Consider the following 24,406-nt stretch of genomic DNA (forward strand, 5'->3'; position numbering starts at 1 on the left):
CCAGCGACCCGGAACAGTGTTTCGCGGCAGGCACAGACCGCCGCACAAGGAGATAGCATGATCGTTCGTCCTGTACGCAGCAGCGATTTACCCGCGCTGATCGAATTGGCGCGCAGTACCGGCACCACCGGGTTGACCACTTTGCCCGCCAACGAGGAACGTCTCGCGCAGCGCGTGCGCTGGGCCGAGAAGAGCTTTACCGGCGAAGCCGGGCGTGGCGACACCGATTACCTGTTCGTGCTGGAAAACGATGAAGGCCTGGTGGTGGGCATCAGTGCCATCGCCGGTGCCGTCGGCCTGCGCGAGCCCTGGTACAACTACCGGGTCGGCTTGACCGTCAGTGCGTCGCAAGAGCTGAACATCTACCGCGAGATCCCTACGCTGTTCCTGGCCAATGACCTCACCGGCAACTCCGAGCTGTGCTCGCTGTTCCTGCGCAGCGACCATCGCAACGGCCTCAACGGCCGCCTGCTGTCCAAGGCGCGGATGTTGTTCATCGCCGAGTTCCCGGAGCTGTTCGGCAAGAAAGTCATCGCCGAAATGCGCGGCATCTCCGACGCTGCTGGCCGCTCGCCGTTCTGGGAGTGCCTGGGCCGGCACTTCTTCAAGATGGAGTTCAGCCAGGCCGACTACCTCACCGGCGTCGGCAACAAGTCGTTCATTGCCGAGCTGATGCCCAAGTTTCCGCTGTACACCTGTTTCCTCTCGGAAGCGGCGCGTGAGGTCATCGGCCGGGTGCACACTGACACCGAGCCGGCCCTGGCCATGCTCGAGCGTGAAGGCTTCAACTATCAGGGTTACGTCGACATCTTCGATGCGGGCCCGGCCATTGAGTGCGAGACCGCGAAGATTCGCGCGGTGCGCGACAGCCAGAACCTGGTACTGGCCGTGGGCACGCCGGGCGACGATGCCACCCCTTACCTGATCCACAACCGCAAACGTGACGACTGCCGCATCACCGCTGCTCCCGCACGCCTGGCCGCCGGTACCCTGGTGGTCGATCCGCCGACTGCCAAGCGCTTGCGCCTTGGGGTCGGCGATCATGTTCGCGCGGTGCCGCTGTCGGCCGGTCGGGAGGCCTAGTCATGACCACGCACTACATTGCTGGACAATGGCACGCGGGGCAGGGTGAACCCCTGCAGTCGTTGAACCCGGTCAGCCAGGCCGTGCTCTGGCAAGGCCAAGGGGCTGCCGCCGGTCAGGTCGAAGCAGCGGTGCAGGCCGCGCGCCAGGCATTCCCCGGTTGGGCGCAACTGAGCCTGGATGCGCGCATCAGCGTGCTCGAAGCGTTCGCCGAGCAGCTCAAGGCCAATGCCGACGAACTGGCGCGCTGCATTGGCGAAGAAACCGGCAAGCCGCTCTGGGAGTCGGCTACTGAAGTCACCAGCATGGTCAACAAAGTGGCGATTTCGCTGCAAAGCTACCGCGAACGGACGGGCGAGAAGAGTGGTCCGCTGGCTGACGCGACCGCGGTGCTGCGGCACAAGCCGCATGGCGTGGTGGCGGTGTTCGGCCCGTACAATTTCCCCGGTCACCTGCCTAACGGGCACATCGTGCCGGCGCTGCTGGCGGGTAATTGCGTGGTGTTCAAGCCCAGCGAGCTGACGCCCAAGGTCGCCGAGCTGACGGTCAAGTGCTGGATCGCGGCCGGCTTGCCGCCAGGCGTACTCAACCTGGTGCAGGGGGCGCGTGAAACGGGCGTGGCGTTGGCAGCCAACCCAGCTATCGACGGCTTGTTCTTCACCGGCTCCAGCCGTACGGGCAACCTGCTGCACCAGCAGTTCGCCGGCCGCCCGGACAAGATCCTGGCGCTGGAAATGGGGGGCAACAACCCGCTGGTGGTGGACGAGGTCAAGGACCTCGATGCGGCGGTGTACACGATCATTCAGTCGGCGTTCATTTCTGCCGGCCAGCGGTGTACTTGCGCCCGTCGGCTGTTGGTGCCGCAAGGCGCCTGGGGTGACGGCTTGCTGTCGCGACTGGTCGAGGTCTGTCGCAGCATCACGGTCGGTGCCTTCGATCAGCAGCCCGCGCCGTTCATGGGGTCGGTGATTTCGTTGGAGGCCGCTCAGGCGCTGCTCGACGCGCAACAGGCACTGCTGGGCAACGGTGCCTCGGCACTGCTGGCAATGACTCAACCGCAGCCGGGTGCCGCCCTGCTGACCCCGGGCATCCTGGATGTCACCGGAGTCGCTGACCGTGCGGACGAAGAGTTGTTCGGCCCGCTGCTGCAGGTGATCCGCTACCACGACTTCGACGCTGCCATCGACGAGGCCAACGCCACCCAGTACGGCCTTGCCGCCGGGCTGTTGTCTGACTCGCATGCGCGCTATCAGTACTTCTGGCTGCGCAGCCGCGCCGGCATCGTCAACTGGAACAAACAGCTCACCGGCGCCGCCAGCAGCGCGCCGTTCGGTGGCATCGGCGCCAGCGGTAACCACCGCGCCAGTGCCTATTATGCGGCGGACTATTGTGCTTACCCCGTGGCTTCGCTGGAGACCGCCAGCCTTGTCCTGCCGGCGTCGCTGACGCCGGGCGTCACCTTATAACAAACGGTCTCGGAGCCTAGCCGATGAAATCCTACGAAGTGAATTTTGATGGCCTGGTGGGGCCGACCCACAACTACGGCGGCCTGTCGTACGGCAACGTGGCCTCGCAGAGCAACAGCCAACAGTGCTCCAACCCGCGTGAAGCGGCACGTCAAGGCCTGGCCAAGATGAAGGCATTGAGCGACCTGGGCTTCAAGCAGGGCGTGCTCGCCCCGCAGGAGCGTCCGGATGTCGCCGCCCTGCGCCGCCTGGGCTTCACCGGCAACGACGCCGAGGTGATCCGGCGCGCCGCCAAGGAAGCCATGCCACTGCTGGTCGCCAGTTGCTCGGCGTCGAGCATGTGGGTGGCCAATGCCGCCACCGTCAGCCCCAGTGCCGACACCGCCGATGGCCGGGTGCACTTCACCGCGGCCAACCTCAACTGCAAATACCACCGTAGCATCGAGCACCCGACTACCAGTCGCGTGCTGGCGGCGATGTTCGCCGATGAGCAGGTGTTCGCTCACCACCAGGCGCTGCCTGCGGTGGCCCAGTTTGGCGACGAGGGCGCCGCCAACCACACGCGCTTCTGCCGCGCCTACGGCGAGCCGGGCGTGGAGTTTTTTGTCTATGGCCGCAGTGCGTTCGACAGCCGTTACCCGGCGCCGCAGAAGTACCCGGCCCGGCAAACCCTCGAGGCTTCCCAGGCAGTCGCCCGCCTGCACGGGCTCAGTGATGATGGCGTGGTCTACGCTCAACAGAACCCGGCGGTGATCGACCAGGGCGTGTTCCACAACGATGTGATTTCGGTGGGTAATGGCGAGGTGCTGTTCTACCACGAAGACGCCTTCCTCGACACCGATGCGGTGTTGGCCCAACTGCAGGCTAAACTGGCCAGCAAGGGTGGCAACTTCCAGGCGATCCGCGTGCCGCGTGCGGCGGTGGCGGTCGAGGACGCAGTGCGTTCCTACCTGTTCAACAGCCAGTTGCTGTCGCGCGATGACGGCTCGATGCTGCTGGTGGTCCCGGAAGAGTGCCGCAATAACGAGCGGGTCTGGAATTACCTCGGCCAGTTGACCAGCCAAGGCGGACCGGTCAGGGAGGTCAAGGTGTTCGACCTCAAGCAGAGCATGCAGAACGGCGGTGGCCCGGCTTGCCTGCGGTTGCGCGTGGCCTTGAAGGAAACTGAACTGGCAGCGGTCAATCCAGGCGTTATCATGTCGCCGTCGCTGTACGACACGCTGCTGCAGTGGGTCGACCGGCACTACCGTGATCGCATGAGCGAGAGCGACCTTGCCGACCCGCAGCTGCTGGACGAATGCCGTACGGCGCTGGATGACCTCACCCAGATCCTCACGTTGGGTTCGGTCTACCCGTTCCAACGCCAACCATGAAGAGAGAATTGTAATGTCCGATGCCCTGCGCCTGATCCTGGAAGATGACGATGGCACCCAGCTGGAAACCTCCTGCACCCGGTTTGCGGTGCTCTGGCAGGGTAAAGAAGTCTGGATTCAGCAGGACGGCCGTGGTCAGTTGCTGATCGGCGTCGATGTCGCTGAAGGCGACAGCGAGTTCGCCAACCTGCTGCTGCGCCCGATGGCCACCAACCTGGTCAGCCTGCAGCTGGAAATGGAGCCGGCTGAGCTCGGCGACGACGATGACCACGTGCATGGTCCTGACTGCGGTCACAACCACTAAGGAAGCGCCTATGCTCGCCCTCGGCAAATTGCTTGACCTGACCCTGGCCAGTCACGAACCGGCCGAGAAGACCCAGGTGACAGTCGGTGGTGTGCGTTTGCGCTGGCTGGGGGAGGGCGCGCTGGAAGTGCGGCCGCCCGAGGGCCAGGACAACGGCCTCGATCTGCTGCTGTCGGCGGGCATTCATGGCAACGAGACGGCGCCGATCGAGCTTCTCGACGAGTTGCTGCACGGCGTCGCGCGGGGCGAGATCAAGCCGCGTGCGCGAGTGTTGTTCCTGTTCGGTAGCCCAGCGGCGATTCGCCGTGGCGAGCGCTATGTCGAGCAGGACATCAACCGCCTGTTCAATGGCAAGCACGAGCTGTCCAGTGGCTTCGAGGCACTGCGCGCTGCGGAGCTCGAGCAGTTTGCCCGGGTGTTCTTCAGTGTGCCGGGACGTGATCGCCTGCACTACGACCTGCATACCGCGATCCGCGGTTCGAAGATCGAGCAGTTTGCCCTCTATCCCTACAAGGAAGGTCGTCAGCATTCGCGCCGCGAGCTGGTGCGCCTGCGTGAGGCGGGCATGGAGGCGGTGCTGCTGCAGAGTAAGCCTTCGATCACCTTCAGCGCCTTTACCTACGAGCAGTTGGGTGCCGAGGCGTTCACCCTGGAGTTGGGCAAGGCGCGCCCATTCGGGCAGAACGAGCAGGTCAATCTAGACCGGCTGCAAACCCGACTGCGGCAGATCATCGAAGGCAACGAGCCGCCGGCCGATGACACCCTCGATGGCCTGCAGTTGTTCAGCGTTGCCCGTGAGATCATCAAGCACAGTGACCACTTCCACCTGCATTTGCCGGCCGACATCGAGAACTTCTCCGAGCTGAGCAAAGGTTACCTGCTGGCCGAGGACCTGGCCGAGACGCGCTGGGTGGTGGAGGAGGAGGGCGCGCGGATCATCTTCCCCAATCCCAAGGTACGCAATGGGCTGCGGGCGGGGATCCTGATCGTGCCGGATACGGGTCAGCGCCTGGCCTGAGGATGTTCACAAAGCCCGTAGGAGCGGGCTTGCCCCGCGAAGAGGCCCGCCCTGAGCCCCCGCCTGTTTTTGGATCCCACCTGGCATGAAATCCTTTTAATTAACCTTCTATTCCATTTTCCCTTCCCCTGAGCGGTAATTGGCTTGCCACTGGCCAAAGGCTCGACATAGCATCCCGGTCATGTTTCGCTCGCGTTGACCTGAAATTCCGTCTGATCGACGGTTTCCATCGCATAAACACACTGCACCGAGATTGCAGGACCGATATAATGCGGCCCTTTGCCGTCGTTTCGACGTGTTTGCCTTAACGGCCGCCGTTTCCGTGGAAGAACCTATGAAAAGCGCAGAAATCCGTGAAGCCTTCCTTCGCTTCTTCGAGGAGCAGGGGCATACCCGAGTCGCCTCCAGCTCCCTGATTCCGGGCAATGACCCGACCCTGCTGTTTACCAATGCCGGCATGAACCAGTTCAAGGACTGCTTCCTCGGCCAGGAAAAGCGCGCCTACACTCGCGCTACCAGCAGCCAGAAGTGCGTCCGCGCCGGCGGCAAGCACAACGACCTGGAAAACGTCGGCTACACCGCGCGTCACCACACCTTCTTCGAGATGCTGGGCAACTTCAGCTTCGGCGACTATTTCAAGCGCGACGCGATCACTTTCGCCTGGACCTTCCTGACCTCCGAGCAGTGGCTGAACCTGCCCGCGGAAAAACTCTGGGTGACCGTCTACGCCAGTGACGACGAAGCCTACGACATCTGGACCAAGGAAATCGGCGTGCCGGCCGAGCGCATGGTGCGCATTGGTGACAACAAAGGCGCGCCGTACGCATCGGACAACTTCTGGACCATGGGCGACACCGGCCCATGTGGTCCGTGCACCGAGATCTTCTACGATCACGGCGCCGACATCTGGGGCGGCCCACCCGGCTCGCCGGAAGAAGACGGCGACCGCTACATCGAGATCTGGAACAACGTCTTCATGCAGTTCAATCGCACCGCCGATGGCGTCCTGCACCCGCTGCCAGCACCGTCGGTGGACACCGGCATGGGCCTGGAGCGGATCAGTGCGGTAATGCAGCACGTGCACTCGAACTACGAGATCGACCTGTTCCAGAACCTGCTCTCGGCTGCAGCCAAGGCCATCGGTTGCAGCAACGACGGCCAGCCGTCGCTGAAGGTGGTTGCCGACCATATCCGTTCGTGCGGCTTCCTCATCGCCGATGGCGTGCTGCCGTCCAACGAAGGCCGTGGTTACGTGCTGCGCCGGATCATTCGTCGCGCCTGCCGTCACGGCAACAAGCTCGGCGCCAAGGGCAGCTTCTTCTACCAGATCGTGGCCGCACTGGTCGCCGAGATGGGCGAAGCCTTCCCTGAGCTGCAGAGCCAGCAAGCGCATATCGAGCGCGTGCTCAAGAGCGAAGAAGAGCAGTTTGCCAAGACCCTCGAGCAGGGCCTGCGCATCCTCGAGCAGGACTTGGCCCAGTTGCAGGGCAAGGTCGTCCCCGGTGACGTGGTGTTCAAACTGTACGACACCTACGGCTTCCCGATGGACCTGACCGCCGACATCGCCCGCGAACGCGAGCTGACCATCGACGAGGCAGGCTTCGAGCGCGAAATGGACGCCCAGCGCGAGCGCGCACGTTCTGCCAGCGCCTTCGGCATGGACTACAACAGCCTGGTCAAGGTCGACGTCGCCACTGAGTTCCTCGGCTACGACGCCACCGAAGGCCAGGCCAAGGTCGTTGCCCTGTACAAGGATGGCCAGGCCGTCGAGCAGTTGAGCGAAGGCGAGCAGGGCGTGGTGATCGTTGACCGCACCCCGTTCTATGCCGAATCCGGTGGCCAGATCGGCGACACCGGTTACCTGCAGGCTGCCGGCGTGCGCTTCGACGTGCGTGATACCACCAAGACCGGCGGTGCATTCCTCCATCACGGTGTGGTTGCCAGCGGCACGCTGAGCGTCGGTGCGCAGATCGAAGCCCGAGTCGACGCCGAGGTCCAGCACGCGACCGCGCTGAACCACTCCGCCACGCACCTGCTGCACGAAGCGCTGCGCCAGGTGCTGGGCGAGCACGTCCAGCAGAAGGGGTCGCTGGTCGACAGTCAGCGCCTGCGCTTTGACTTCAGCCACTTCGAGGCGGTCAAGCCAGAGCAGATCAAGCAGCTTGAAGAGATCGTCAACCGCGAAGTGCGCCGTAACACCGAGGTCACCACTGAACTGACCGATATCGAAACCGCCAAGCGCAAGGGCGCCATGGCGCTGTTCGGCGAGAAGTACGGCGACACCGTGCGGGTCCTGAGCATGGGTGGCGATTTCTCGGTCGAGCTGTGCGGTGGCATCCATGCCAAGCGCACCGGCGATATCAGCCTGTTCAAGATCATCAGTGAAGGCGGCGTGGCCTCTGGCGTGCGCCGTATCGAAGCGGTCACCGGCGCTGCCGCGCTGGCGTACCTGAACGCTGCTGAAGAGCAGGTCAAGGAAGCTGCGCAACTGGTCAAGGGCAACCGCGACAACCTGATCGACAAGCTGTCGGCTGTGCTTGAGCGCAACCGTCAGCTGGAGAAGCAGCTCGAACAGCTGCAGGCCAAGGCCGCCAGCGCCGCCGGGGACGATCTCTCCAACGCGGCTGTTGAGGTCAAGGGTGCCAAGGTGCTCGCCGCTCGCCTGGATGGTCAGGACGGCAAGGCCCTGTTGGCCCTGGTCGATCAACTGAAGAACAAGCTCGGCCACGCAGTGATCCTGCTGGGCAGCGAGCATGAGGGCAAGGTCGTGCTGGTGGCTGGCGTGACCAAAGACCTCTCCGGCCAACTCAAGGCCGGCGATCTGATGAAGCAGGCCGCTGCAGCGGTGGGCGGCAAGGGCGGTGGTCGTCCGGACATGGCCCAGGGTGGTGGCGTCGACGTCGCTGCGCTGGACAGTGCCCTGGCCCTGGCCGTGCCGTTCGCCGAACAGGGGCTTTGAGATGAATGGCCCGCGGCCTTGGTCGCGGGCCATTCATGTTGGATTGATTATTGGGTGCCCATCGTGGGCAGAGGCAGCTTTGAAATGGCGTTGATCGTACAGAAATTTGGCGGCACCTCTGTCGGTTCCATCGAGCGGATCGAGCAGGTTGCCGACAAGGTCAAGAAATTCCGTGAGTCCGGTGATGACCTGGTGGTCGTGCTGTCGGCCATGAGCGGTGAAACCAACCGCCTGCTCGACCTGGCCAAGCAGATCAGCGACAAGCCGGTTCCGCGTGAACTGGACGTGATCGTCTCGACCGGCGAGCAGGTGACTATCGCCCTGCTGGCCATGGCCTTGATCAAGCGTGGCGTACCGGCGGTGTCCTACACCGGCAATCAGGTGCGCATCCTTACCGACAGCTCGCACAACAAGGCGCGCATCCTGCAGATCGACGACCAGAAGATCCGCGCCGACCTCAAGGCAGGGCGCGTGGTGGTGGTTGCCGGTTTCCAGGGCGTGGATGAGCACGGCAGCATTACCACCCTCGGGCGTGGTGGCTCGGACACCACCGGTGTGGCGCTGGCAGCGGCGCTCAAGGCCGACGAGTGCCAGATCTACACCGATGTCGATGGCGTTTACACCACCGACCCGCGGGTGGTGCCTCAGGCGCGTCGTCTGGAGAAGATCACCTTCGAAGAGATGCTGGAAATGGCCAGCCTCGGCTCCAAGGTGTTGCAGATCCGTTCCGTCGAGTTCGCCGGCAAGTACAACGTACCGCTGCGCGTGCTGCACAGTTTCAAGGAGGGTCCAGGTACCCTCATTACCATTGATGAAGAGGAATCCATGGAACAGCCGATCATTTCCGGTATCGCCTTCAACCGTGATGAGGCCAAGCTGACCATTCGTGGCGTGCCGGACACCCCGGGCGTTGCCTTCAAGATCCTCGGCCCGATCAGCGCTTCGAACATCGAAGTGGACATGATCGTGCAGAACGTCGCGCACGATAACACCACCGATTTCACCTTTACCGTGCACCGCAACGAGTACGATGCGGCGCTCAAGGTGCTGGAAAACACCGCTCGCGAGATCGGTGCCCGTGAAGTGATCGGCGACACCAAGATTGCCAAGGTTTCCATCGTCGGGGTCGGCATGCGCTCCCACGCGGGTGTCGCCAGCCGTATGTTCGAAGCCCTGGCCAAGGAGAGCATCAACATCCAGATGATCTCCACCTCCGAGATCAAGGTCTCGGTGGTAATCGAAGAGAAGTACCTCGAGCTGGCGGTACGTGCCCTGCACACCGCTTTCGAGCTGGACGCCCCTGCTCGTCAAGGCGAGTAAGGCGACTGCTTGAGGGGCGCGGCTTGCCGCGCCCTTCGCGTTTCTGGATGTCGGAGAGGGAAACCTGTCCATTTTCCTCCCGTCATCCTTGCAGGCCCTATTAGCGTCCACGACCAAGGTCCTGCTACCACAGACTGTTATCCCTGATTGAACTGCGTAAGGAGAAAGCTATGTTGATTCTGACTCGTCGGTGCGCCGAGAGCCTGATCATTGGAGACGGTGAGATCACTGTTACGGTCCTGGGTGTCAAAGGCAACCAGGTACGCATTGGCGTCAGCGCGCCCAAAGAAGTGGCTGTTCACCGCGAGGAAATCTACCTGCGGATCAAGAAAGAGAAGGACGAAGAGCCAAGCCTTTAATTTTTTTGAAGTTTTTTTGAAAAAAAGGTTTGCAAACGAGGAGGGTCCTGTTTAATATACGCCTCGTGTTGCGGTGAGGTGGCCGAGTGGCCGAAGGCGCTCCCCTGCTAAGGGAGTATACCTCATAAGGGTATCGGGGGTTCGAATCCCCCCCTCACCGCCATTATTGATGTAGGGCGCTTCAACTGAGTAAGAACGGTAAGTCGTTGAAATTAAACGAAAAAAGTTCTTGCTAAATCGGTAAAGCGAACTATAATGCGCGGCAAGAAATACGGACTCATAGCTCAGCTGGATAGAGTACTCGGCTACGAACCGAGCGGTCGCAGGTTCGAATCCTGCTGAGTCCACCATACAACATGAAGATCGTGCTTGCAGGGTCTGATTGTTCAACCAGTGGTAATCTGGTCTAAAACTACCAACTTGGACTCATAGCTCAGCTGGATAGAGTACTCGGCTACGAACCGAGCGGTCGCAGGTTCGAATCCTGCTGAGTCCACCATATAGCACGGTGTTTGTGCTTGCACAGGCACCTTGTTTCAACCAGTGGTAACCTGGTCTAAAACTACCAATGTGGACTCATAGCTCAGCTGGATAGAGTACTCGGCTACGAACCGAGCGGTCGCAGGTTCGAATCCTGCTGAGTCCACCATCTTCATCAAGAAGCCCGCCTTTATGGCGGGCTTTTTGTTGTCCGCAGTTTCACTGATTTGTCAGTACTCTCCGCTAGACTCCAGCTCAAGCCGATCAAGCCTGCTGCGCACTTCACGCCATAGCAGAGCACGCAGGTGTGCTTTTTCATCGATACCCGCCGTCGCACTGATAGCCTCTAGCGTTGTCATAGCTTTATCGCGCAAACGATTGTTCTGGCCAAAAATTTAAGCGATCCGACGACTGTTGCAGTGTATGATTGCGCCCGTCAGCCCCGCCGGGGCTTGTGGAATACCACCATGGACTTACCCAGTAGTTACTCCCTAACACGATTTGCCAAGTTAGATCTGACCGATTGATTCCCCCGGCGTGCTCCGCTGCTGGGAGTGGAGTTCGCCTATGACTGAAGTAGAAGTAAAAAAAGCGCAAGAGAGCCTGCAAGATCGCCTGTCCCAGGTGATCGACCTGTTGCAGCGCCAGCGCGTTGTTGAAGACCTGACCCACCGTCAGGAAGGTCATCATCATGACCTCGTGGAAAACCTGGTCCACCGCCAGAACCTGGTCGAGCTGCAGCGCAAGCTCGACGATCTGCACCCTGCAGACATCGCCTACATCCTCGAAGCCCTGCCATTGGATGACCGTCTGACCGTATGGCAGCTGGTTCGCTCCGAGCGTGACGGCGACATCCTCCTTGAAGTGTCCGATGCGGTACGCCAGACGCTGATCGCCGACATGGATGATCACGAGCTGCTTGCTGCGGCCAAGGAAATGGATGCCGACGAGCTGGCCGACCTCGCACCCGAGTTGCCGCGTGATGTTGTCCATGAGCTGATGGAGACCCTCGATGGCCAGCAGCGTGAGCGTGTCCGCTCCGCCCTGAGCTATGACGAGGAGCAGGTCGGTGCACTGATGGACTTCGAGATGGTCACCATCCGCGAAGACGTCAGCCTTGAGGTGGTGTTGCGTTACCTGCGCCGCTTGAAGGAGCTGCCAGGCCATACCGACAAACTGTTCGTGGTCGATTCCGACGGCATCCTCAAGGGTGTGCTGCCAATCAAGCGTCTGCTGGTGAATGATCCGGAGAAGCAGGTTGCCGATGTCATGGCGACCGATCCCGTGACCTTCCATCCCGACGAAGATGCCTATGACGCCGCCCAGGCGTTCGAGCGTTACGACTTGGTTTCTGCGCCGGTAGTGGACAAGAGCGACCGCCTGATCGGCCGTCTGACCATTGACGAGATGGTTGACCTGATTCGTGAGGAGAGCGAAAGCGAAGTCCTCAACATGGCCGGTCTGCGCGAAGAAGAAGACATCTTCGCCTCGGTCTGGCGTTCGCTGCGCAACCGTTGGGCATGGCTGGCAATCAACCTGGTCACCGCGTTTCTCGCCTCGCGGGTGATCGGCCTGTTCGAAGGTTCGATCGAGAAGCTGGTGGCGTTGGCTGCGTTGATGCCGATCGTGGCAGGTATTGGTGGTAACTCGGGTAACCAGACCATCACCATGATTGTTCGCGCCATGGCGCTCGATCAGGTCAGCCCGGGCAATACCTCGCGGCTGATGCGCAAGGAGCTGGCGGTTTCGCTGATTAACGGCCTGGTCTGGGGCGGTGTGATTGGTGCGGTGGCTTTCTGGCTGTATGGCAGCTGGTCGCTCGGTTTGGTCATGACCGCTGCGATGACCTTGAACCTGTTGTTGGCTGCGCTGATGGGCGTGTTGATCCCGATGACGCTGGTACGACTGGGTCGCGATCCGGCGATGGGGGCGAGTGTGATGATCACGGCCGTGACCGACAGTGGTGGTTTCTTCATCTTCCTCGGGTTGGCGACGGTATTCCTGCTCTGAGGCTTGTTACGCCCTATGCGGGGCAGCCCAGCCTGTAGGAGCGGGCTTGCCCCGCGAAGAGGCCCGCACAGGCAACAAACACCTCAACGCCAAAAACGAAAAAAGCCAGCATCAGCTGGCTTTTTTGTATTCGCACATCACATCAGGACGCGTCGGCGGCCATTTCCACATCGTGGGCGATCAGTGCAACCAGCGCGTTCTGCTGGCGGTGGGAGAGCTGACGGAAGCGCTGCAGCAGTTCACGCTCGTGCAGGCTCAGCTCTGGGCTATCAAGGCGCATGCTCAGCTCGTCGCCCAATGCGCCTTCCTGGATGAGGCTCTGCTCCAGGCGTGCGATGATTTCGGAGTTCATGCTGCGGTGATGGTTGCGCGCTACCTCGGCAATGCGCTCACGCATCCCGTCTGGCAGGCGGACGACAAACTTGTCAGCGGTGCGGCTTGAATAGATAGCCTGTTTCATTGGGCGCATATAAATTGACCGGTTTTCTGGTTCAGGGGGAAGCGGTTCTCAAATTGCCCGCACGGTGGAAAATATGACCGTGGCGACTACAAAATGTTCAACCGTCATGTAATTTTGGGCGCTCATCTTGCCTCAAATTCGCCGTTTCCTTGGCGTCAATTCTGTGACAAATAGTGATCCGGCTGAAGGCTTTTTGCCAGTACCAATTATCAGAAATGAGTACTGGTTTGAAAAGTTTTGCTTTGCTCGAAGCACCTGATTGTCAGACCTCTGCCGTCAAAATCTGGTAACGGGCGGAAAAGGGCAGGGAAAACACCTAGAATCCGCAAGGTCCCTAACAGAGAGCATAGTGGCTATGCAACATGAAGCAAGCGGCGGGCCTGGGACGGCCGCTCGGCTGATATTTCTCGTTGGACCATCAGGATCGGGAAAAGATTCCTTGATCGATGCCGTGCGGGCGAAATTGGCTTCTCAGGGGATTGAAATCGCCCGGCGGGTCATTACCCGATCGCCCGAAGCCAAGGGTGAATTGGCGCAGGGCGTGACTCCCGAGCGGTTCGAGGCGATGCGCGAAGCGGGCGAGTTTGCCATGTATTGGCGGGCAAACGGCCTTGCCTATGGGATTCCTGTGCAGATTGATGACTGGTTGCAGGCCGGCCGTCATGTGTTGGTCAATGGTTCGCGCGGCTATCTCGCTGAAGCGCGCCAGCGTTACCCCGACCTGCTGGCTATTCAGCTTGAAGTGGCGCCGCAGGTGCTGCGCCAGCACCTGTTGGCCAGGGGCCGAGAAACAGCTGATGAGGTCGAGCAGCGCCTCCAGCGCGGCGCTCGGCTGCAAGCCCAGGCCGATGCGCAGGTGCATCTGCTGGACAACTCCAGCACCTTGCAGGCGGCCGCTAGCGCATTCTTTGCGCTGCTGCGCGAACAAGGCTTGATAGGCCCGCTAGAGCAGAGTGAGTGATGCTGCAAAGGTGGAGAAAAGGATTACGTGCAAAAAGCCTGTATCAGGCATGACAAACGGCGCCCTGCTGGTTAACATGCTCGCCGTCCAGCCCATTCGGCGCTCGCCGAGGGTACTTGTGTCCCAGTAGCTCAATTGGATAGAGCATCCCCCTCCTAAGGGGAAGGTTGGCCGTTCGAACCGGCCCTGGGACGCCATATAAATCAAGGCTTAGGCTGAACTTTCGGTTTGTGCATCTCTCGCCTTGGGTGCATTGAGGGTGCAAGAATCCTCTAGCATCTCAAACAAGGAGGTTTAGATGAATGCTGCACAACTCCGTCTGATCAATGAATTGGAGCAGCTCTCTGCAGCTATAGACTCCTCGATTCCGGCTGACTCTGTTTTCAGTATCGCTCATGGCAACTGGTCCTTCCCAAGTATGACCAGTGCTGACATCGTAAGCGTTGTGAATGAAATTAAGTCGATGTTGACCAAGGACGTCGATGAAGCCCGCTTCGAGCAGGATAACGCACTACAGTCTTTTTTTGATCGAATTCAGTTTTTACGTGTCAACACTGTCACACAACTTTGGTCTAACCCACAGCTGGCGATACCAGCTGTTATGTTCACTCTTGATGCTCTAAAGCGCGCCTTGAATAGAGTGTTAAGAAATGACAACGTTCAGGATTTACAAAAGCAGGCTCGCGTGGCTGGTAGACTTCTTCAGTCGGCTGAGGCTAAGACCAAGGATATCACTCGTAGGTCAGATGATCTTGAAATTCTCATACAGCGAATCGAGGCGGCGAGTGAAGCTGCAATTCAGTTACCTGAAGACCTTGAAGTTGTACGAGATGGCAGAGATCGTCTAGTCCTGCTTTTAAAAGATGCTGAAGCGGATTGCGCACAAGTTCGCGCTAGCCTGAAGCAGGTCGAAACTACGCAAAAAGACCTAGCGAAGGTTGCAGTTGATACTGCTGATGTTGTTAAGAAAGCGGATGCAGCTTACTCGGCGGCTACAAGCCAAGGGCTCGCCGCCGCCTTTGCTGAACGATCTGTTGATTTGGGCGTGTCCATGAAGCTTTGGGTTGTCGGTTTGCTTGTATCGCTTGCCGCTGGGAGCTATTTCGGATCCAGCCAGCTCTCTAGACTTGCGGACTTAATAAAAACACCTAGTGCAAGTGATACTGCTATTATCATCAATCTTCTACTGTCCGTTTTGTCAGTTGGGGCGCCAATATGGTTTGCGTGGTTGTCGACCAAACAGATAGGGCAATGCTTTCGACTTTCTGAGGATTACGGATTTAAGGCTTCCGTTTCTAAGGCTTATGAAGGCTACAGGAAAGAGGCATCAACCATTGATCCCGCTTTGCAAGTGGAGTTGCTTAGGTCCGCATTGGCGCGGTTAGATGAGCAACCACTTCGATTCGTTGCGCCAGAAAGCCATGGTAGTCCTTGGCAGGAAATTCTTTCGTCAGATCTTATTAAAGATGCCATTAAAACTGTCCCAAACTTTAGTGGGCAACTGACAGGATTTGTATCGGGCTTGCTAGCTCGTGAAAAGTCTAAATCGGGCGCTGGAGCATCTAAGTCGTCCGATTGAAATTAATTTTGCAGGTCTAAGAACTCATAATCCTTTGGTCCACGGTTCAAGTCGGTGTGGGCCCACCAATAAAATCAATGGCGTACGTCCAATCAGCGTAAGCCATTTGTGTTTCAGGCCAGAAATTTTCCCCTTTTTGTCCCCGTTTCGTCCCCATCACGCGACGACCGGAAGCGACCTGCATCAGAGCCTGCAGGCGCCCAAGACTTGGTTGGGGTCTGAGGGGGTGAACGTCCTGCAGGTGCTGTGCGATTTGCTCGACCTGGTGGGGCAGATGAACACCCAGCTGGCCAGCCACGTCCACGGGCCGAGCCCAGTCCCGAACAACGCGGGTGCATTCACTAGTGCTGCGGCGGGAGCCCAGAGCATGAGCGCGAAACTGAAGCCAATCACCTCGTAAGTTAAACCACCGGTAAGGTGGTTTAACTATTGAATGGCGAGATAAAATCACAAGCCGAGAAAATTGTTATTATTATCAATATTCTTAATCAGCATGCCTCTGTATGAAACCTGATCATTCGTACAGCCTATCTCGTTAAAAAGCTCAGCATCACCCACAACAAGCTCCTTGCCAGATATTATTTTTCTGCAAGCTTTAGATACATTGATAGCAGCAGCACTCGCATTCAATAGCAGTACCGAGTAATCATACGAGTTATGCACATCCTTACGGCTAATGATTTTTGGAATTTTCTCGTTGACCGATTCCAAGTCGCTCATTACTTCTTGGATCCATGAGCGTTGCTCTCTATTGAATACATGAGCGATATCAGTAAAGTAGCGACCCAGGCACAAGGGGCTAATGTTGTAAGGAAGCCTGTGTCTAACCAAATCCTGTTTCAACGCCGTAGCCTGCATGGGCCCCATTAACTCTTTTATGAATGAATCAGTGGAGTCTTGAATTTTTCCCACATCCTCTATGCAACAAGTTAACTTATTTTCTTCCGAGCGCTGATCTTTTTGCCTTGCAATGAAATAGGTGATTGATCCGCCCACAATCGCACCACACAACGCACCTATAAGAGGAATAAACTTATCGAAATCACTCTTCGGGCGCGTGAGTTGTACGTACTGCAAGCACTGGTTTAAAGTTTCTATATCCATATATCTCTACTCAAAATTCGGAGCACAACAACTGATTCAAATAATTTAAATCGCTGCCAGATAAAAAGCCACAACCAAAATAACTGACATCACTCAGAGGTAGCGATGTCAACGGTATCATAGTAATACTGCAACACAAAGCCCCACTGCTTAACATTCAACTCGACATGCCAACACTTGCCTCTCTGTACACCGTGCAAGTGGCATTTTCCGCTCCAGTATTTTAGCCTCTGCTGCTCAGCACACACGCACTCCAGCTCAAACTTGATTGCGTGAATTATCTTATTACATACTTCCCGTACCGACAGTCCAACCTCGCCTTCCGTACACCTAGCCACGTTTTCAAATCTTTGATACGCATCTTCATTGGAATCATATCCAATACCCCCTACTTTCCAAGAGTCCTGGAATATGCTTGTGCGTGTAGCGCTTTGAATTAAATAGTCACTGACCACTGACTCTAGCTGACCTTGATATCGCATGAACTCATAGTCAAATTCTGAGACCTGCCACTCCTCCTCCTTATGAAATGCAAAGCTATTCCGCAACTCTCCGACGTAGGTCAAGCTAGAAGTTGCGAGCTGATTCAAAAGAAAAATGTGCTCTTCAATGGAACCAATAGATATTGCATGCGACACTTTATAGGTATCCAAATATTCGGGAGTGTACTGAATAGTCCACCCATCCAGATTGTTGTGGAAAGGGAAGAGGTTAAGCATGCCACGGCAGAAAGCAAAGCGCCCGATGAGCAGAGCGGGGTAGGAAAAGGCGCGGTGAAAAAATCTCGGTAAAAAAAACACTTGTCCCCCTCCCGCCGACGCGCTTTCCGTCGCAAAAAAGTGCAAAGGCCGTGGGTAGTGCAACGGAATGACCGGCCCAGGCCCGCTGCGGGCTTTGGCAGCAGATCGGCCATTGCACTGAGTGCAGAGTTAGGCAAAGGAATGCAAATCCATTGAACGAGGAATAGGCCACTAACTAAAGCGCTCAGAGGCCGGATGCCTGATTGCATCAGCGGTGGGCAAAGGCCTTCGGGGTGTCCTCAAAACTAAGGACACCCCTACATACCCGGAATTCGGGGTATGTAGGGGCCCGGCTCGCCTTAAACCTTATCCTGCGGATAGATCCCGAAGGAAATGATCGCTCCTCCCCAGCGGCGTTCGCCGATGCAGATCGGGACAGGGTTACCGCTGGCGGTGGTGTTTCGGGCGCTGCCGAAAGCATAGGAAGGCCTATTTTCTGGTGCTGCACTTTGAGACAGCCCCTTCGCCTGCGGGCTAAGGGCTCCAATGACTCCCTGTGCGATCATCGAGAAGCCGAATGCTGCAGTGGCTGTGGCGAGCGAACCAGCTCCGGCACCCAATAGCCCGGCACCGCCGGCGGCCAAACCTCCAGTGAAGTAGGAGGCCGCTACCACCAGCGCAATCCCAACCACGGTTTACAGCATCCCGCCGCGTTTGCTGCCGTGCACAACGGGTACAAACCAGAGCTCCTTGGACCCGCCCAGGTCAAGTTCGCCTTCGCTGATGTTCTTCCCGTTCTTGAAGATGGCGAAGCGCAGCCCCTTCGTTTCAGAGTCCGCCAGGTCACGAGCGAAGCCTGGGTTGTTTGCATCCAGAGCCTTGGTGGCCTCTCGAGCGTCGCCACGATCCAGCACGAAGTGGTGGTGCTTGCCGTACTTCTTGCCCAAGAAGCCGCCCAGGCGGATTTTGGTCTTGGATGCATAATCGATCACGGCGGCGGTCATCACACGGCCTCCTGTGGCATAGCCAGGTGCACACCCAGGCGCCGAGCAAGCATCTTGCGGCACTGCAACGCCTCCAGGCGGATGGAGGCCTCTCGGGCAGGGTCAGGGTTCCAGTTGGGCGCATAGCTCCACATGGAAGCGCGAGCGCCACGCATGGTGCCACGCAGTAAGTCGGCCGAGACTCGTGCCTCCTCCTCTGTGAAGAACACGCCATCGAGCTTCACCCTCTGGCCGGCCTGGACATGGTCGACTTCCCACAACAGGTAACAGGGACCGCCTTTGTCCAGAGAGAAGGTGGCCACGTCACAGGCTCGGGAGAAACGCTCTTGAAAGGTGGATGGAGCTGATTGAAAGGTCATCAGAGGTAGCCTCCAGGTGTTAACTCGCGGGAGTTAAAGCGTTAACTTTTCGAGGTTAAAGGTGTTAACTCGGTTAACACCCGCCAGAGGGTGCTATCGGCGTCTATGCCGCTGTTTCCGTGGATTCCAGCCCCATGCACGTTCGGCATGGCGTTAACCTCGTTTTAACTTTTTTTAACCGGGAAAAAAATGTGTACGTGGGGTCCTAGGCGGTCTAGGTCAGCGAACCTTCCAGACTTTCGACCCGCCCCCCTCAGTAGGTCGGCGCGATGTACGGCGGCGCCGACCGGATCTGCTCCAGCGCTTCGGCTGCGCTCAGGCCGCTGGCCAACAGGCGATCGATCTCTTTGCTCAACCGCTCACGCTCTTCCATCTGGCGCAACAGGGCGCGGCTGTGGGCGATCTGGTTGAGGGCTCGTTGAACTGGCTTGGGTAGATTGGTATGGCTCATGGTCTTCTCCGGTATGAATGAAAAGGCCCGCTAGTGCGGGCCAGTGCCGGATCACCCCACAAAGGAAAGAAGGGCTCCGACTGCTGCGGTTAGGAGGTCGTGGCACTCACAGCTAACCCACGCTCGTTGTTACGGTGTCGGCGTGCCGGCCAGCGTGACGAGTCGAGTAGCTGTGGGAGCGAACACAGCCAGGCCAGCGCGCAGCTCTGCCAAGATGGTCACCATGTTGCGGCGGAAGTTGTCACCGTCATGGCGGCTGGCCTCAACGGTCACCTCCTGGCGGTCCAGCAGCGCTTCCACGCTGGTATCAAGGATCAATGCTTCACTCTGCGGCATACCGTTGGTGACGACGACTGGAGTGCCCCACAAGCTGGGTGGCGCAGGATCACGCGGTGTACCGATCACATACTGGCCGTCGCCATCCTCGGCGCGCTCGCTCTCGATGGCGAACCAGTCACGCGGGTTCATCACGATGACGTTCGGGTTCCAACCTTCGGCCTTGAGGTCAGTGAGGGCTGCGCCGATGCGGTCAGCTGGCTTGCCGGTGGTGATGCCAGCAGCGATTGCCTGCTCCTTGAACCCGAGGATTTCACCTGGTCCACCGTCGCCGTTGATGAGTTCGGCTTCCAACTTCTGGGTCGGGTGTCGTGGCGCGGCCAGGGTCATTGTCTAGGGGCTTAAATGTCGCTGCATAAGATGCTTTGGCATGTCGTTCCGCCAGGCGGGCGAAAGCCTTCCCACACTGTGCTGAGTGGCTTTCTCAGCTTTTGGGGAGTGAGTTCAATACGTTCTGAATCCACTTGTCGAAACTACCCTTCTTCTCGAAGGAGTAAACGTCGAACGCTTCCGGGTACAGCTCTTTGAATTTCGCGTTGAAGTCATCCCGGGTGTAGCTGGCCGACATGGCGCGATCGACTACAGCAAGCTTCTTATTGATATCCTTGATCAGGTGCCCCTTCTTCTTCCGGGGCAGTCTTACCTCTTCCCCGAAAGCCTGCAGCTTCAGAAAAGCCCTGTGTTGGACACCGTGAACAAGGTCGTTGATCATCAGCCTCCATAGTATGTCTTTAGACTGCTGGCAGCGGTGTTGGCCAAGCTCTTCAACGGCCTCCAGTCGAGTCTTGTAACTGGTCTTATCAGCTGCTTTTTTCTTGAACTCTACGATGTTCTCGGGGGCCTATCTTCCATGGGTTCCTCACTTTCGAACGAATATGGCTCGAACATGGCACATCGCCGCCCAGTCCGGCCAGGCGAAAGCGGGTGCCCTCAAATCTGAGGACACCCGCAATAGGGCCGTATTTGGCAGGGCGGGGGATAGCTGGGTTCTTTCTTACGCTTAGTCCGACGATGGTCCATCAGCTTCAAATATTTGCTTCAGGCTGAATTCTACTTCGTACTCAAAAAGCGAGACGTTTGGGACCGCTACAATAGCGTGGCGTAGGTTGGCGCTGATGCTTTTAGCCACGATGACACCTTTCACCGCCTTCTCTTTGGCAAGGTTCTTCTTGATCCAGCCCATGTAGCGGCTGATCTGGCCAATAGCGCGATCTGCCACCCGACCGCGTTTCAGTTCGAATATCACGAACGAGTCGTCAGCATCCAACGCGAGGATATCTATTGGGCCTACGCTGGTCGGGTACTCAACGCCATCCCTACCCTGGGGGTCAACGTAAAGGCGCAACGGTTTGCCTTCGACCTTCAGTGACTCGATATTGTGGGAAATGAAGTCCCTAAGCTGCCATTCCAGCTCAAAAACTGTCTCTCGATCTGAATCTGGGGTGTCTTCACCCTCTTGGGCCAGATCTTCGTTCTCGATGGCTTGGATAGCGGTTTTCGGTGTGCCGGGGTGAAGGACGAGCACCTGTGTTTCTGTTTCCTCAACGACCCAGCCCATGCGCGCGAAGGCGCGACGTAGTTGCTGAGAGTTCGTGTTGGGGTCTATAGGCGGAGCTTCACCAGCATTCTGGCGGCACCATTCCTTCATGGGATAAAGGGTGTGCCCACCATCCAGGCCCACCATCACGACTGAGTATCTTTTTGGTGGCTGCATCTGATTTCGTCCATGGCTGAATGGTGTAGGTCGGGCAGGGTAGCTGCTGGAGGTATGGCACTGCCAGCGCGGCGTTGTGGTGGATGGCCTCATATCTGAGGTGCCCCACCTCTAACACCAGAGGTGGCACTTGCTCCGTAGTCGCCCTTTGCGGCTGGCATCTCTGTCTTGGGAACACCTTTGCACTAGGAGTGGTGATATTCACCATGCCCAGTCGGCCAGCTCTGCCGTGTAGCAGAATTGAAGGGGGCTCGCCTGTGGGCTTCCCTTTGCTTAAATATGAGCACCGATCACGTTTATCGGCCACTCCAGTCGGCTGCCAAGGCTAGTGGGCCGAGAATCGGACATCAAATTGGGAATCCCGCCTTGCGAGCCAGCGTAGCCAAATGGTTGATGCAGGTCTCTCAGCGCTGGTTGCGATCACTTCCGGCATCGTCACGATTCAGGCCCTTTGTACTCCAGTGGAGCGATTGCCTTTGCTGCGGGTTACACTCGGAGCCGGACGCATTCGACAATTTACGGACGGATTGATCATGTCAGATCTAGAGCCTTGGCAGAGCCTGATACTTGGGGTCGGCGGGCTGCTCGGAACAATCGCTACGGCGATCGCGACCTTCTTTCTGTGGCGAGTGACCTTGGTCCTTGCAAGGGAAACTACCAGAATGGCCGAGGCGTCAGCTCAGCCTCACGTGGTCGTGACCTTGGCCCCGAATCGGTGGTCAGCAAGGCATTTCAACCTGCACGTGGACAACACCGGGAATGCGACCGCGTATGACATCAGGGTCGCGATAACCCCTCCACTGCAGAACGGTGAGGCCATGAACGACGACGCCAAGATCCCGTTCGAAAGAATCAGTGTGCTCAAGCCTGGGGCAGGGCTCTGCAGTTACTTATCCGAATATCAGGCCCTCAAGGGGAAGACATTCGAGGTCAAGATATCCTGGATCAAAAGTAGCTCTGACAAAACCCGAGAGGAAAATTCGTACATTCTGAGGATGTCTGATCATGAGGGGGTTAGCTGGCTTGGAAATGATCCAGCGGTTGATGTCGCCCAGCACCTGAAGAAGATGGAGAAGAATCTGGCCGACATTTCACGAAAGCACATCCAGGTTGATGTCTACAGCGCTATCGACCGACTTCATGAGAAGCGGCTGGCTGCCCGAGAGCGACGTCGACGGAAGCGCTCGCAAGAAGATGTCTGAAACAGCCTTCGAAGTGGGCGCTCGCATGAGGGACTAAGCCGAAACTAGTTATCACTCGGCAGGGTAACTCCGCAAAAGTGAGGAGTCACCTAGGAAAGGACGTCTTCGGAATGCTGGAGTAATGCGCCACTTGGGCCGGCGCCCCTCTCTTATCAGCAGTTGCTTACGCCTTGTCCTGAGTCACGATTGATGCCGAGATGATCGCCCTGCCCCAGCGGCGTTTGCCAATGCAGATCGACACGGTAGGCCGCTCGCTGTGGTGTTCTTCGCTGACCCGGCGTAGCTGGCTAGGTTCTCGGGTGAGCCGCTATGGCTTAGCCCCCTGGCCTGTGGGCTGAGCATCTGCATTACTCCACCCGCCACGTTAGCAATGCCAGCGCCCATAAGGCCGGCAGCCCGCCCGTAGCAAATGAAGCCGCAACGATCAGCGCAGCGCCGAGAACGGTCTGCAGTAGCCCGCCACGCTTGCTGCCATGAATTACTGGGAAAAACCAAAGCTCTCGGGCCCCGCCAAACTCAAGTTCGCCCTCGCTGATGTTCTTCCGTTCTTGAAGACCGTGAAACAAATTCCATCCTGCATTTCTCCTGTATCGCGCGCCATGCGCCCCACAGTCCAGCTCAGTCAAAGCGGAACGATGCCCCGTACGCCGAATCCGGCAGATGACTGCTACCGTCTTCGCGCAACCGCGAGCGGAAGGTCCCACGTTGTGGTTGCGTGCGATACAAACCGCGCTTCTGCAGCTCGGGAATGATCAGTTCGACGAAATCTTCAAGGCTGCCGGGGCTGATCAACGGGTTGATCATGTAGCCACTGGTACCTGAAATACGTGCGTGCTCCTCGATCCGCTCAGCCACCTGCTGCGGGGTGCCAACCAGGATCAGATCGCTGCCGCGGGTCACCTTGGCGAAGCGCTGCTTGACGTCGCCGGCCGTCAGCGGTTTGCCGCTACCGTCGGGGCGCATCACGTACGAGGTCATGCCTTCGGTGTGCGTCGACAGGGCGTCACCGTCGGCGTAGCGGCTGATATCGATACCGGTGTCACCCGCATAACTGACCAATTGCGCCTGCAAGTGATAGTTGCTTTGCAGCTCATCGTATTTGCGCTGGGCCTCGATTTCGGTTTTGCCGGTGACGATGCGCAGTACGGTCAAGGACTTCACATCGGTCGACTGGCGACCGCGTGTTTGCGCCATCGCCCAGATCTGCTCAAGGCCCTCGCGGATCTCGTGTGGGTTGGACTTGGCGATGAAGATCAGCTCAGCGTGCTTGGCGGCAAATTCTCGGCCACGCCCCGACCAGCCGGCCTGGATCAGCAGGGGCGTGCGCTGAGGTGAGGGCGAGGAGAGGTGCGGGCCGGCTACCCGGTAGTGTTCGCCGGCATGATTGATCGGCCTCACCCGGTCGCCTCGGGCATACAGCTGGCGAGCCTTGTCGGCGACAACGGCGTCAGCGGCCCAACTGCCCTCCCAGAGCTTGTAGACCACATCGAGAAACTCTTCGGCGCGCTCGTAGCGATCGTCATGCTTGATCATCTGCTCCAGGCCAAAATTGCGCGCAGCACTGGAGAGGTAAGACGTGACGATGTTCCAGCCGACCCGGCCGTTGGTGAGGTGGTCGAGGGTGCTGAAACGCCGGGCGTGGGTGAACGGATGCTCATAGCTGGTAGTGACGGTGACCCCGAACGCGAGGTTTTCTGTAACGGCGGCCAAGGCCGGAATGATCATCAACGGATCGTTGGCGGGCGCTTCCACGGCCCATTTCATCGCCGCGTCGGCATTGCCGCCAAACACGTCGTAGAAGCCCAGCACGTCGCCAAAAAACAGCATGTCGAGGTTGGCCTGGTCGGCTATTCGCGCCAGGTTCGACCAGTAGCTCAACGAGTTGATGCTGAGTCGGTCATCCGCAGGGTGGGTCCAGAGGCTGGGCGCGCCGCCGCAGCCAACGCTGGCTTGTTCGTACAGCGCAAAAAGCAAAGGTTTTGGATCGGCCATCATCTTCCCTGCAGGATCATTGAGCGGTTGGCAGACTGCCGGGGCGGTCGGCAGTGCCAGAAGGGGGAGTGATTAAAGCGTAATAAGCATTTGTTAAATAATAATTTATAGGAATAAGTAAGCATCCAGATG

General features: G+C 58.3%; 21 protein-coding genes, 5 tRNA genes and 3 pseudogenes. 18 read left to right on the top strand and 11 right to left on the bottom strand.

Translation table 11 applies throughout. From position 1 onward, the window contains the following. Positions 1 to 57 precede the first annotated feature (57 nt). The 13 genes from astA to mgtE all read left to right on the top strand — a co-directional run bounded on the left by astA (position 58) and on the right by mgtE (position 12,372). Positions 58 to 1,083, top strand: coding sequence for an arginine N-succinyltransferase (gene astA, locus J3B00_RS09515; protein WP_209867049.1), 1,026 nt, complete (start codon positions 58 to 60; stop codon positions 1,081 to 1,083). A 2-nt stretch (positions 1,084 to 1,085) separates the two neighbouring features. After that, positions 1,086 to 2,549 carry a succinylglutamate-semialdehyde dehydrogenase gene (gene astD / locus J3B00_RS09520; RefSeq protein ID WP_209867052.1) on the top strand — a complete coding sequence of 488 codons (1,464 nt, stop codon included), beginning with the start codon at positions 1,086 to 1,088 and terminating at the stop codon, positions 2,547 to 2,549. Between the two features lie 23 nt (positions 2,550 to 2,572). Beyond that, entirely contained in the window at positions 2,573 to 3,922 is a 1,350-nt protein-coding gene (gene astB, locus J3B00_RS09525) for an N-succinylarginine dihydrolase (RefSeq protein WP_209867054.1), read from the top strand. Positions 3,923 to 3,935: 13 nt separating this feature from the next. Continuing rightward, positions 3,936 to 4,226, top strand: coding sequence for a topoisomerase II (locus tag J3B00_RS09530; RefSeq protein WP_209867056.1), 291 nt, complete (start codon positions 3,936 to 3,938; stop codon positions 4,224 to 4,226). A 10-nt stretch (positions 4,227 to 4,236) separates the two neighbouring features. Next, positions 4,237 to 5,244, top strand: coding sequence for a succinylglutamate desuccinylase (astE, locus tag J3B00_RS09535; RefSeq protein ID WP_209867058.1), 1,008 nt, complete (start codon positions 4,237 to 4,239; stop codon positions 5,242 to 5,244). 334 nt (positions 5,245 to 5,578) lie between these two features. Then, a complete protein-coding gene (gene alaS, locus J3B00_RS09540) occupies positions 5,579 to 8,203 on the top strand; it encodes an alanine--tRNA ligase (protein ID WP_209867060.1) in 2,625 nt (874 codons plus the stop codon). A gap of 84 nt (positions 8,204 to 8,287) precedes the next feature. After that, positions 8,288 to 9,523, top strand: a complete 1,236-nt coding sequence (locus J3B00_RS09545) for an aspartate kinase (protein WP_209867062.1) — start codon at positions 8,288 to 8,290, stop codon at positions 9,521 to 9,523. A gap of 170 nt (positions 9,524 to 9,693) precedes the next feature. Beyond that, on the top strand, positions 9,694 to 9,882 hold the full coding sequence (csrA, locus tag J3B00_RS09550) for a carbon storage regulator CsrA (RefSeq protein WP_003254503.1): 189 nt from the start codon (positions 9,694 to 9,696) through the stop codon (positions 9,880 to 9,882). A gap of 72 nt (positions 9,883 to 9,954) precedes the next feature. Then, positions 9,955 to 10,045, top strand: a tRNA-Ser gene (locus J3B00_RS09555). Between the two features lie 110 nt (positions 10,046 to 10,155). Further along, positions 10,156 to 10,232: transfer RNA gene (locus tag J3B00_RS09560), tRNA-Arg, on the top strand. 72 nt (positions 10,233 to 10,304) lie between these two features. Next, a tRNA-Arg gene (locus J3B00_RS09565) sits at positions 10,305 to 10,381 on the top strand. 73 nt (positions 10,382 to 10,454) lie between these two features. Then, positions 10,455 to 10,531 (top strand) — tRNA-Arg (locus tag J3B00_RS09570). 398 nt (positions 10,532 to 10,929) lie between these two features. Next, positions 10,930 to 12,372: a magnesium transporter gene (mgtE, locus tag J3B00_RS09575; RefSeq protein ID WP_209867064.1), complete on the top strand. Its 1,443-nt coding sequence runs from the start codon at positions 10,930 to 10,932 to the stop codon at positions 12,370 to 12,372. Between the two features lie 142 nt (positions 12,373 to 12,514). On the opposite strand, the gene J3B00_RS09580 is transcribed toward mgtE, so the two are convergent. After that, the gene (locus J3B00_RS09580) at positions 12,515 to 12,841 is read right to left on the bottom strand and encodes an Arc family DNA-binding protein (protein ID WP_003254499.1); all 327 of its coding nucleotides are present in this window, start codon (positions 12,839 to 12,841) and stop codon (positions 12,515 to 12,517) included. 346 nt (positions 12,842 to 13,187) lie between these two features. On the opposite strand from J3B00_RS09580, the gene phnN reads away from it, so the two are divergent. The 4 genes and pseudogenes from phnN to J3B00_RS09600 all read left to right on the top strand — a co-directional run. After that, positions 13,188 to 13,793 (top strand): phosphonate metabolism protein/1,5-bisphosphokinase (PRPP-forming) PhnN, encoded by a 606-nt coding sequence (gene phnN, locus J3B00_RS09585; protein ID WP_209874716.1) that lies wholly within the window; start codon positions 13,188 to 13,190, stop codon positions 13,791 to 13,793. Positions 13,794 to 13,913: 120 nt separating this feature from the next. Next, positions 13,914 to 13,990, top strand: a tRNA-Arg gene (locus tag J3B00_RS09590). Positions 13,991 to 14,091: 101 nt separating this feature from the next. Further along, on the top strand, positions 14,092 to 15,372 hold the full coding sequence (locus J3B00_RS09595; protein ID WP_209867066.1) for a hypothetical protein: 1,281 nt from the start codon (positions 14,092 to 14,094) through the stop codon (positions 15,370 to 15,372). Positions 15,373 to 15,556: 184 nt separating this feature from the next. Then, positions 15,557 to 15,772: pseudogene (locus tag J3B00_RS09600) on the top strand (hypothetical protein); the annotation flags it as partial. Positions 15,773 to 15,819: 47 nt separating this feature from the next. Here J3B00_RS09600 and J3B00_RS09605 read toward each other — a convergent pair. The 8 genes and pseudogenes from J3B00_RS09605 to J3B00_RS09640 form a co-directional block, all read right to left on the bottom strand. Further along, positions 15,820 to 16,476, bottom strand: a complete 657-nt coding sequence (locus J3B00_RS09605; protein ID WP_209867069.1) for a hypothetical protein — start codon at positions 16,474 to 16,476, stop codon at positions 15,820 to 15,822. Positions 16,477 to 16,565: 89 nt separating this feature from the next. Beyond that, positions 16,566 to 17,276: a hypothetical protein gene (locus J3B00_RS09610; protein ID WP_209867071.1), complete on the bottom strand. Its 711-nt coding sequence runs from the start codon at positions 17,274 to 17,276 to the stop codon at positions 16,566 to 16,568. A gap of 299 nt (positions 17,277 to 17,575) precedes the next feature. Then, positions 17,576 to 18,220, bottom strand: a pseudogene (locus J3B00_RS09615) (tail assembly protein). Then, positions 18,220 to 18,522 (bottom strand): hypothetical protein, encoded by a 303-nt coding sequence (locus tag J3B00_RS09620; protein WP_348635935.1) that lies wholly within the window; start codon positions 18,520 to 18,522, stop codon positions 18,220 to 18,222. The pseudogene J3B00_RS09615 and the gene J3B00_RS09620 overlap by 1 nt, the downstream one beginning before the upstream one ends. A 310-nt stretch (positions 18,523 to 18,832) precedes the next feature. Next, positions 18,833 to 19,030, bottom strand: coding sequence for a hypothetical protein (locus J3B00_RS09625; protein WP_209867075.1), 198 nt, complete (start codon positions 19,028 to 19,030; stop codon positions 18,833 to 18,835). A gap of 129 nt (positions 19,031 to 19,159) precedes the next feature. Beyond that, positions 19,160 to 19,660: a phage major capsid protein gene (locus J3B00_RS09630; protein WP_245362518.1), complete on the bottom strand. Its 501-nt coding sequence runs from the start codon at positions 19,658 to 19,660 to the stop codon at positions 19,160 to 19,162. Positions 19,661 to 19,790: 130 nt separating this feature from the next. Next, positions 19,791 to 20,078, bottom strand: coding sequence for a hypothetical protein (locus tag J3B00_RS09635; RefSeq protein ID WP_245362519.1), 288 nt, complete (start codon positions 20,076 to 20,078; stop codon positions 19,791 to 19,793). A 288-nt stretch (positions 20,079 to 20,366) separates the two neighbouring features. Then, positions 20,367 to 21,080, bottom strand: a complete 714-nt coding sequence (locus tag J3B00_RS09640; protein WP_209867077.1) for an endonuclease NucS domain-containing protein — start codon at positions 21,078 to 21,080, stop codon at positions 20,367 to 20,369. 533 nt (positions 21,081 to 21,613) lie between these two features. Between J3B00_RS09640 and J3B00_RS09645 the strand changes: the two genes are divergently transcribed. Beyond that, complete coding sequence (locus tag J3B00_RS09645) at positions 21,614 to 22,282, top strand: hypothetical protein (RefSeq protein WP_209867079.1); 669 nt, start codon at positions 21,614 to 21,616, stop codon at positions 22,280 to 22,282. Between the two features lie 163 nt (positions 22,283 to 22,445). On the opposite strand, the pseudogene J3B00_RS26530 reads toward J3B00_RS09645, so the two are convergent. Both J3B00_RS26530 and J3B00_RS09650 read right to left on the bottom strand, forming a co-directional pair. Then, a pseudogene (locus J3B00_RS26530) lies at positions 22,446 to 22,824 on the bottom strand (tail assembly protein); the annotation flags it as partial. Positions 22,825 to 22,900: 76 nt separating this feature from the next. After that, entirely contained in the window at positions 22,901 to 24,274 is a 1,374-nt protein-coding gene (locus J3B00_RS09650) for an LLM class flavin-dependent oxidoreductase (protein ID WP_209867081.1), read from the bottom strand. Positions 24,275 to 24,406: the final 132 nt, after the last annotated feature.

This window comes from Pseudomonas sp. BP8 (assembly GCF_017875955.1).
Classification (GTDB): Bacteria; Pseudomonadota; Gammaproteobacteria; order Pseudomonadales; family Pseudomonadaceae; genus Aquipseudomonas.

Coding starts and splice junctions, on each gene's coding strand:
- astA (WP_209867049.1), top strand. CDS start 58: ATGATCGTTCGTCCTGTACGCAGCAGCGATTTACCCGCGCTGATCGAA.
- astD (WP_209867052.1), top strand. CDS start 1,086: ATGACCACGCACTACATTGCTGGACAATGGCACGCGGGGCAGGGTGAA.
- astB (WP_209867054.1), top strand. CDS start 2,573: ATGAAATCCTACGAAGTGAATTTTGATGGCCTGGTGGGGCCGACCCAC.
- J3B00_RS09530 (WP_209867056.1), top strand. CDS start 3,936: ATGTCCGATGCCCTGCGCCTGATCCTGGAAGATGACGATGGCACCCAG.
- astE (WP_209867058.1), top strand. CDS start 4,237: ATGCTCGCCCTCGGCAAATTGCTTGACCTGACCCTGGCCAGTCACGAA.
- alaS (WP_209867060.1), top strand. CDS start 5,579: ATGAAAAGCGCAGAAATCCGTGAAGCCTTCCTTCGCTTCTTCGAGGAG.
- J3B00_RS09545 (WP_209867062.1), top strand. CDS start 8,288: ATGGCGTTGATCGTACAGAAATTTGGCGGCACCTCTGTCGGTTCCATC.
- csrA (WP_003254503.1), top strand. CDS start 9,694: ATGTTGATTCTGACTCGTCGGTGCGCCGAGAGCCTGATCATTGGAGAC.
- mgtE (WP_209867064.1), top strand. CDS start 10,930: ATGACTGAAGTAGAAGTAAAAAAAGCGCAAGAGAGCCTGCAAGATCGC.
- J3B00_RS09580 (WP_003254499.1), bottom strand. CDS start 12,841: ATGCGCCCAATGAAACAGGCTATCTATTCAAGCCGCACCGCTGACAAG.
- phnN (WP_209874716.1), top strand. CDS start 13,188: ATGCAACATGAAGCAAGCGGCGGGCCTGGGACGGCCGCTCGGCTGATA.
- J3B00_RS09595 (WP_209867066.1), top strand. CDS start 14,092: ATGAATGCTGCACAACTCCGTCTGATCAATGAATTGGAGCAGCTCTCT.
- J3B00_RS09605 (WP_209867069.1), bottom strand. CDS start 16,476: ATGGATATAGAAACTTTAAACCAGTGCTTGCAGTACGTACAACTCACG.
- J3B00_RS09625 (WP_209867075.1), bottom strand. CDS start 19,030: ATGAGCCATACCAATCTACCCAAGCCAGTTCAACGAGCCCTCAACCAG.
- J3B00_RS09635 (WP_245362519.1), bottom strand. CDS start 20,078: ATGATCAACGACCTTGTTCACGGTGTCCAACACAGGGCTTTTCTGAAG.
- J3B00_RS09640 (WP_209867077.1), bottom strand. CDS start 21,080: ATGCAGCCACCAAAAAGATACTCAGTCGTGATGGTGGGCCTGGATGGT.
- J3B00_RS09645 (WP_209867079.1), top strand. CDS start 21,614: ATGTCAGATCTAGAGCCTTGGCAGAGCCTGATACTTGGGGTCGGCGGG.
- J3B00_RS09650 (WP_209867081.1), bottom strand. CDS start 24,274: ATGGCCGATCCAAAACCTTTGCTTTTTGCGCTGTACGAACAAGCCAGC.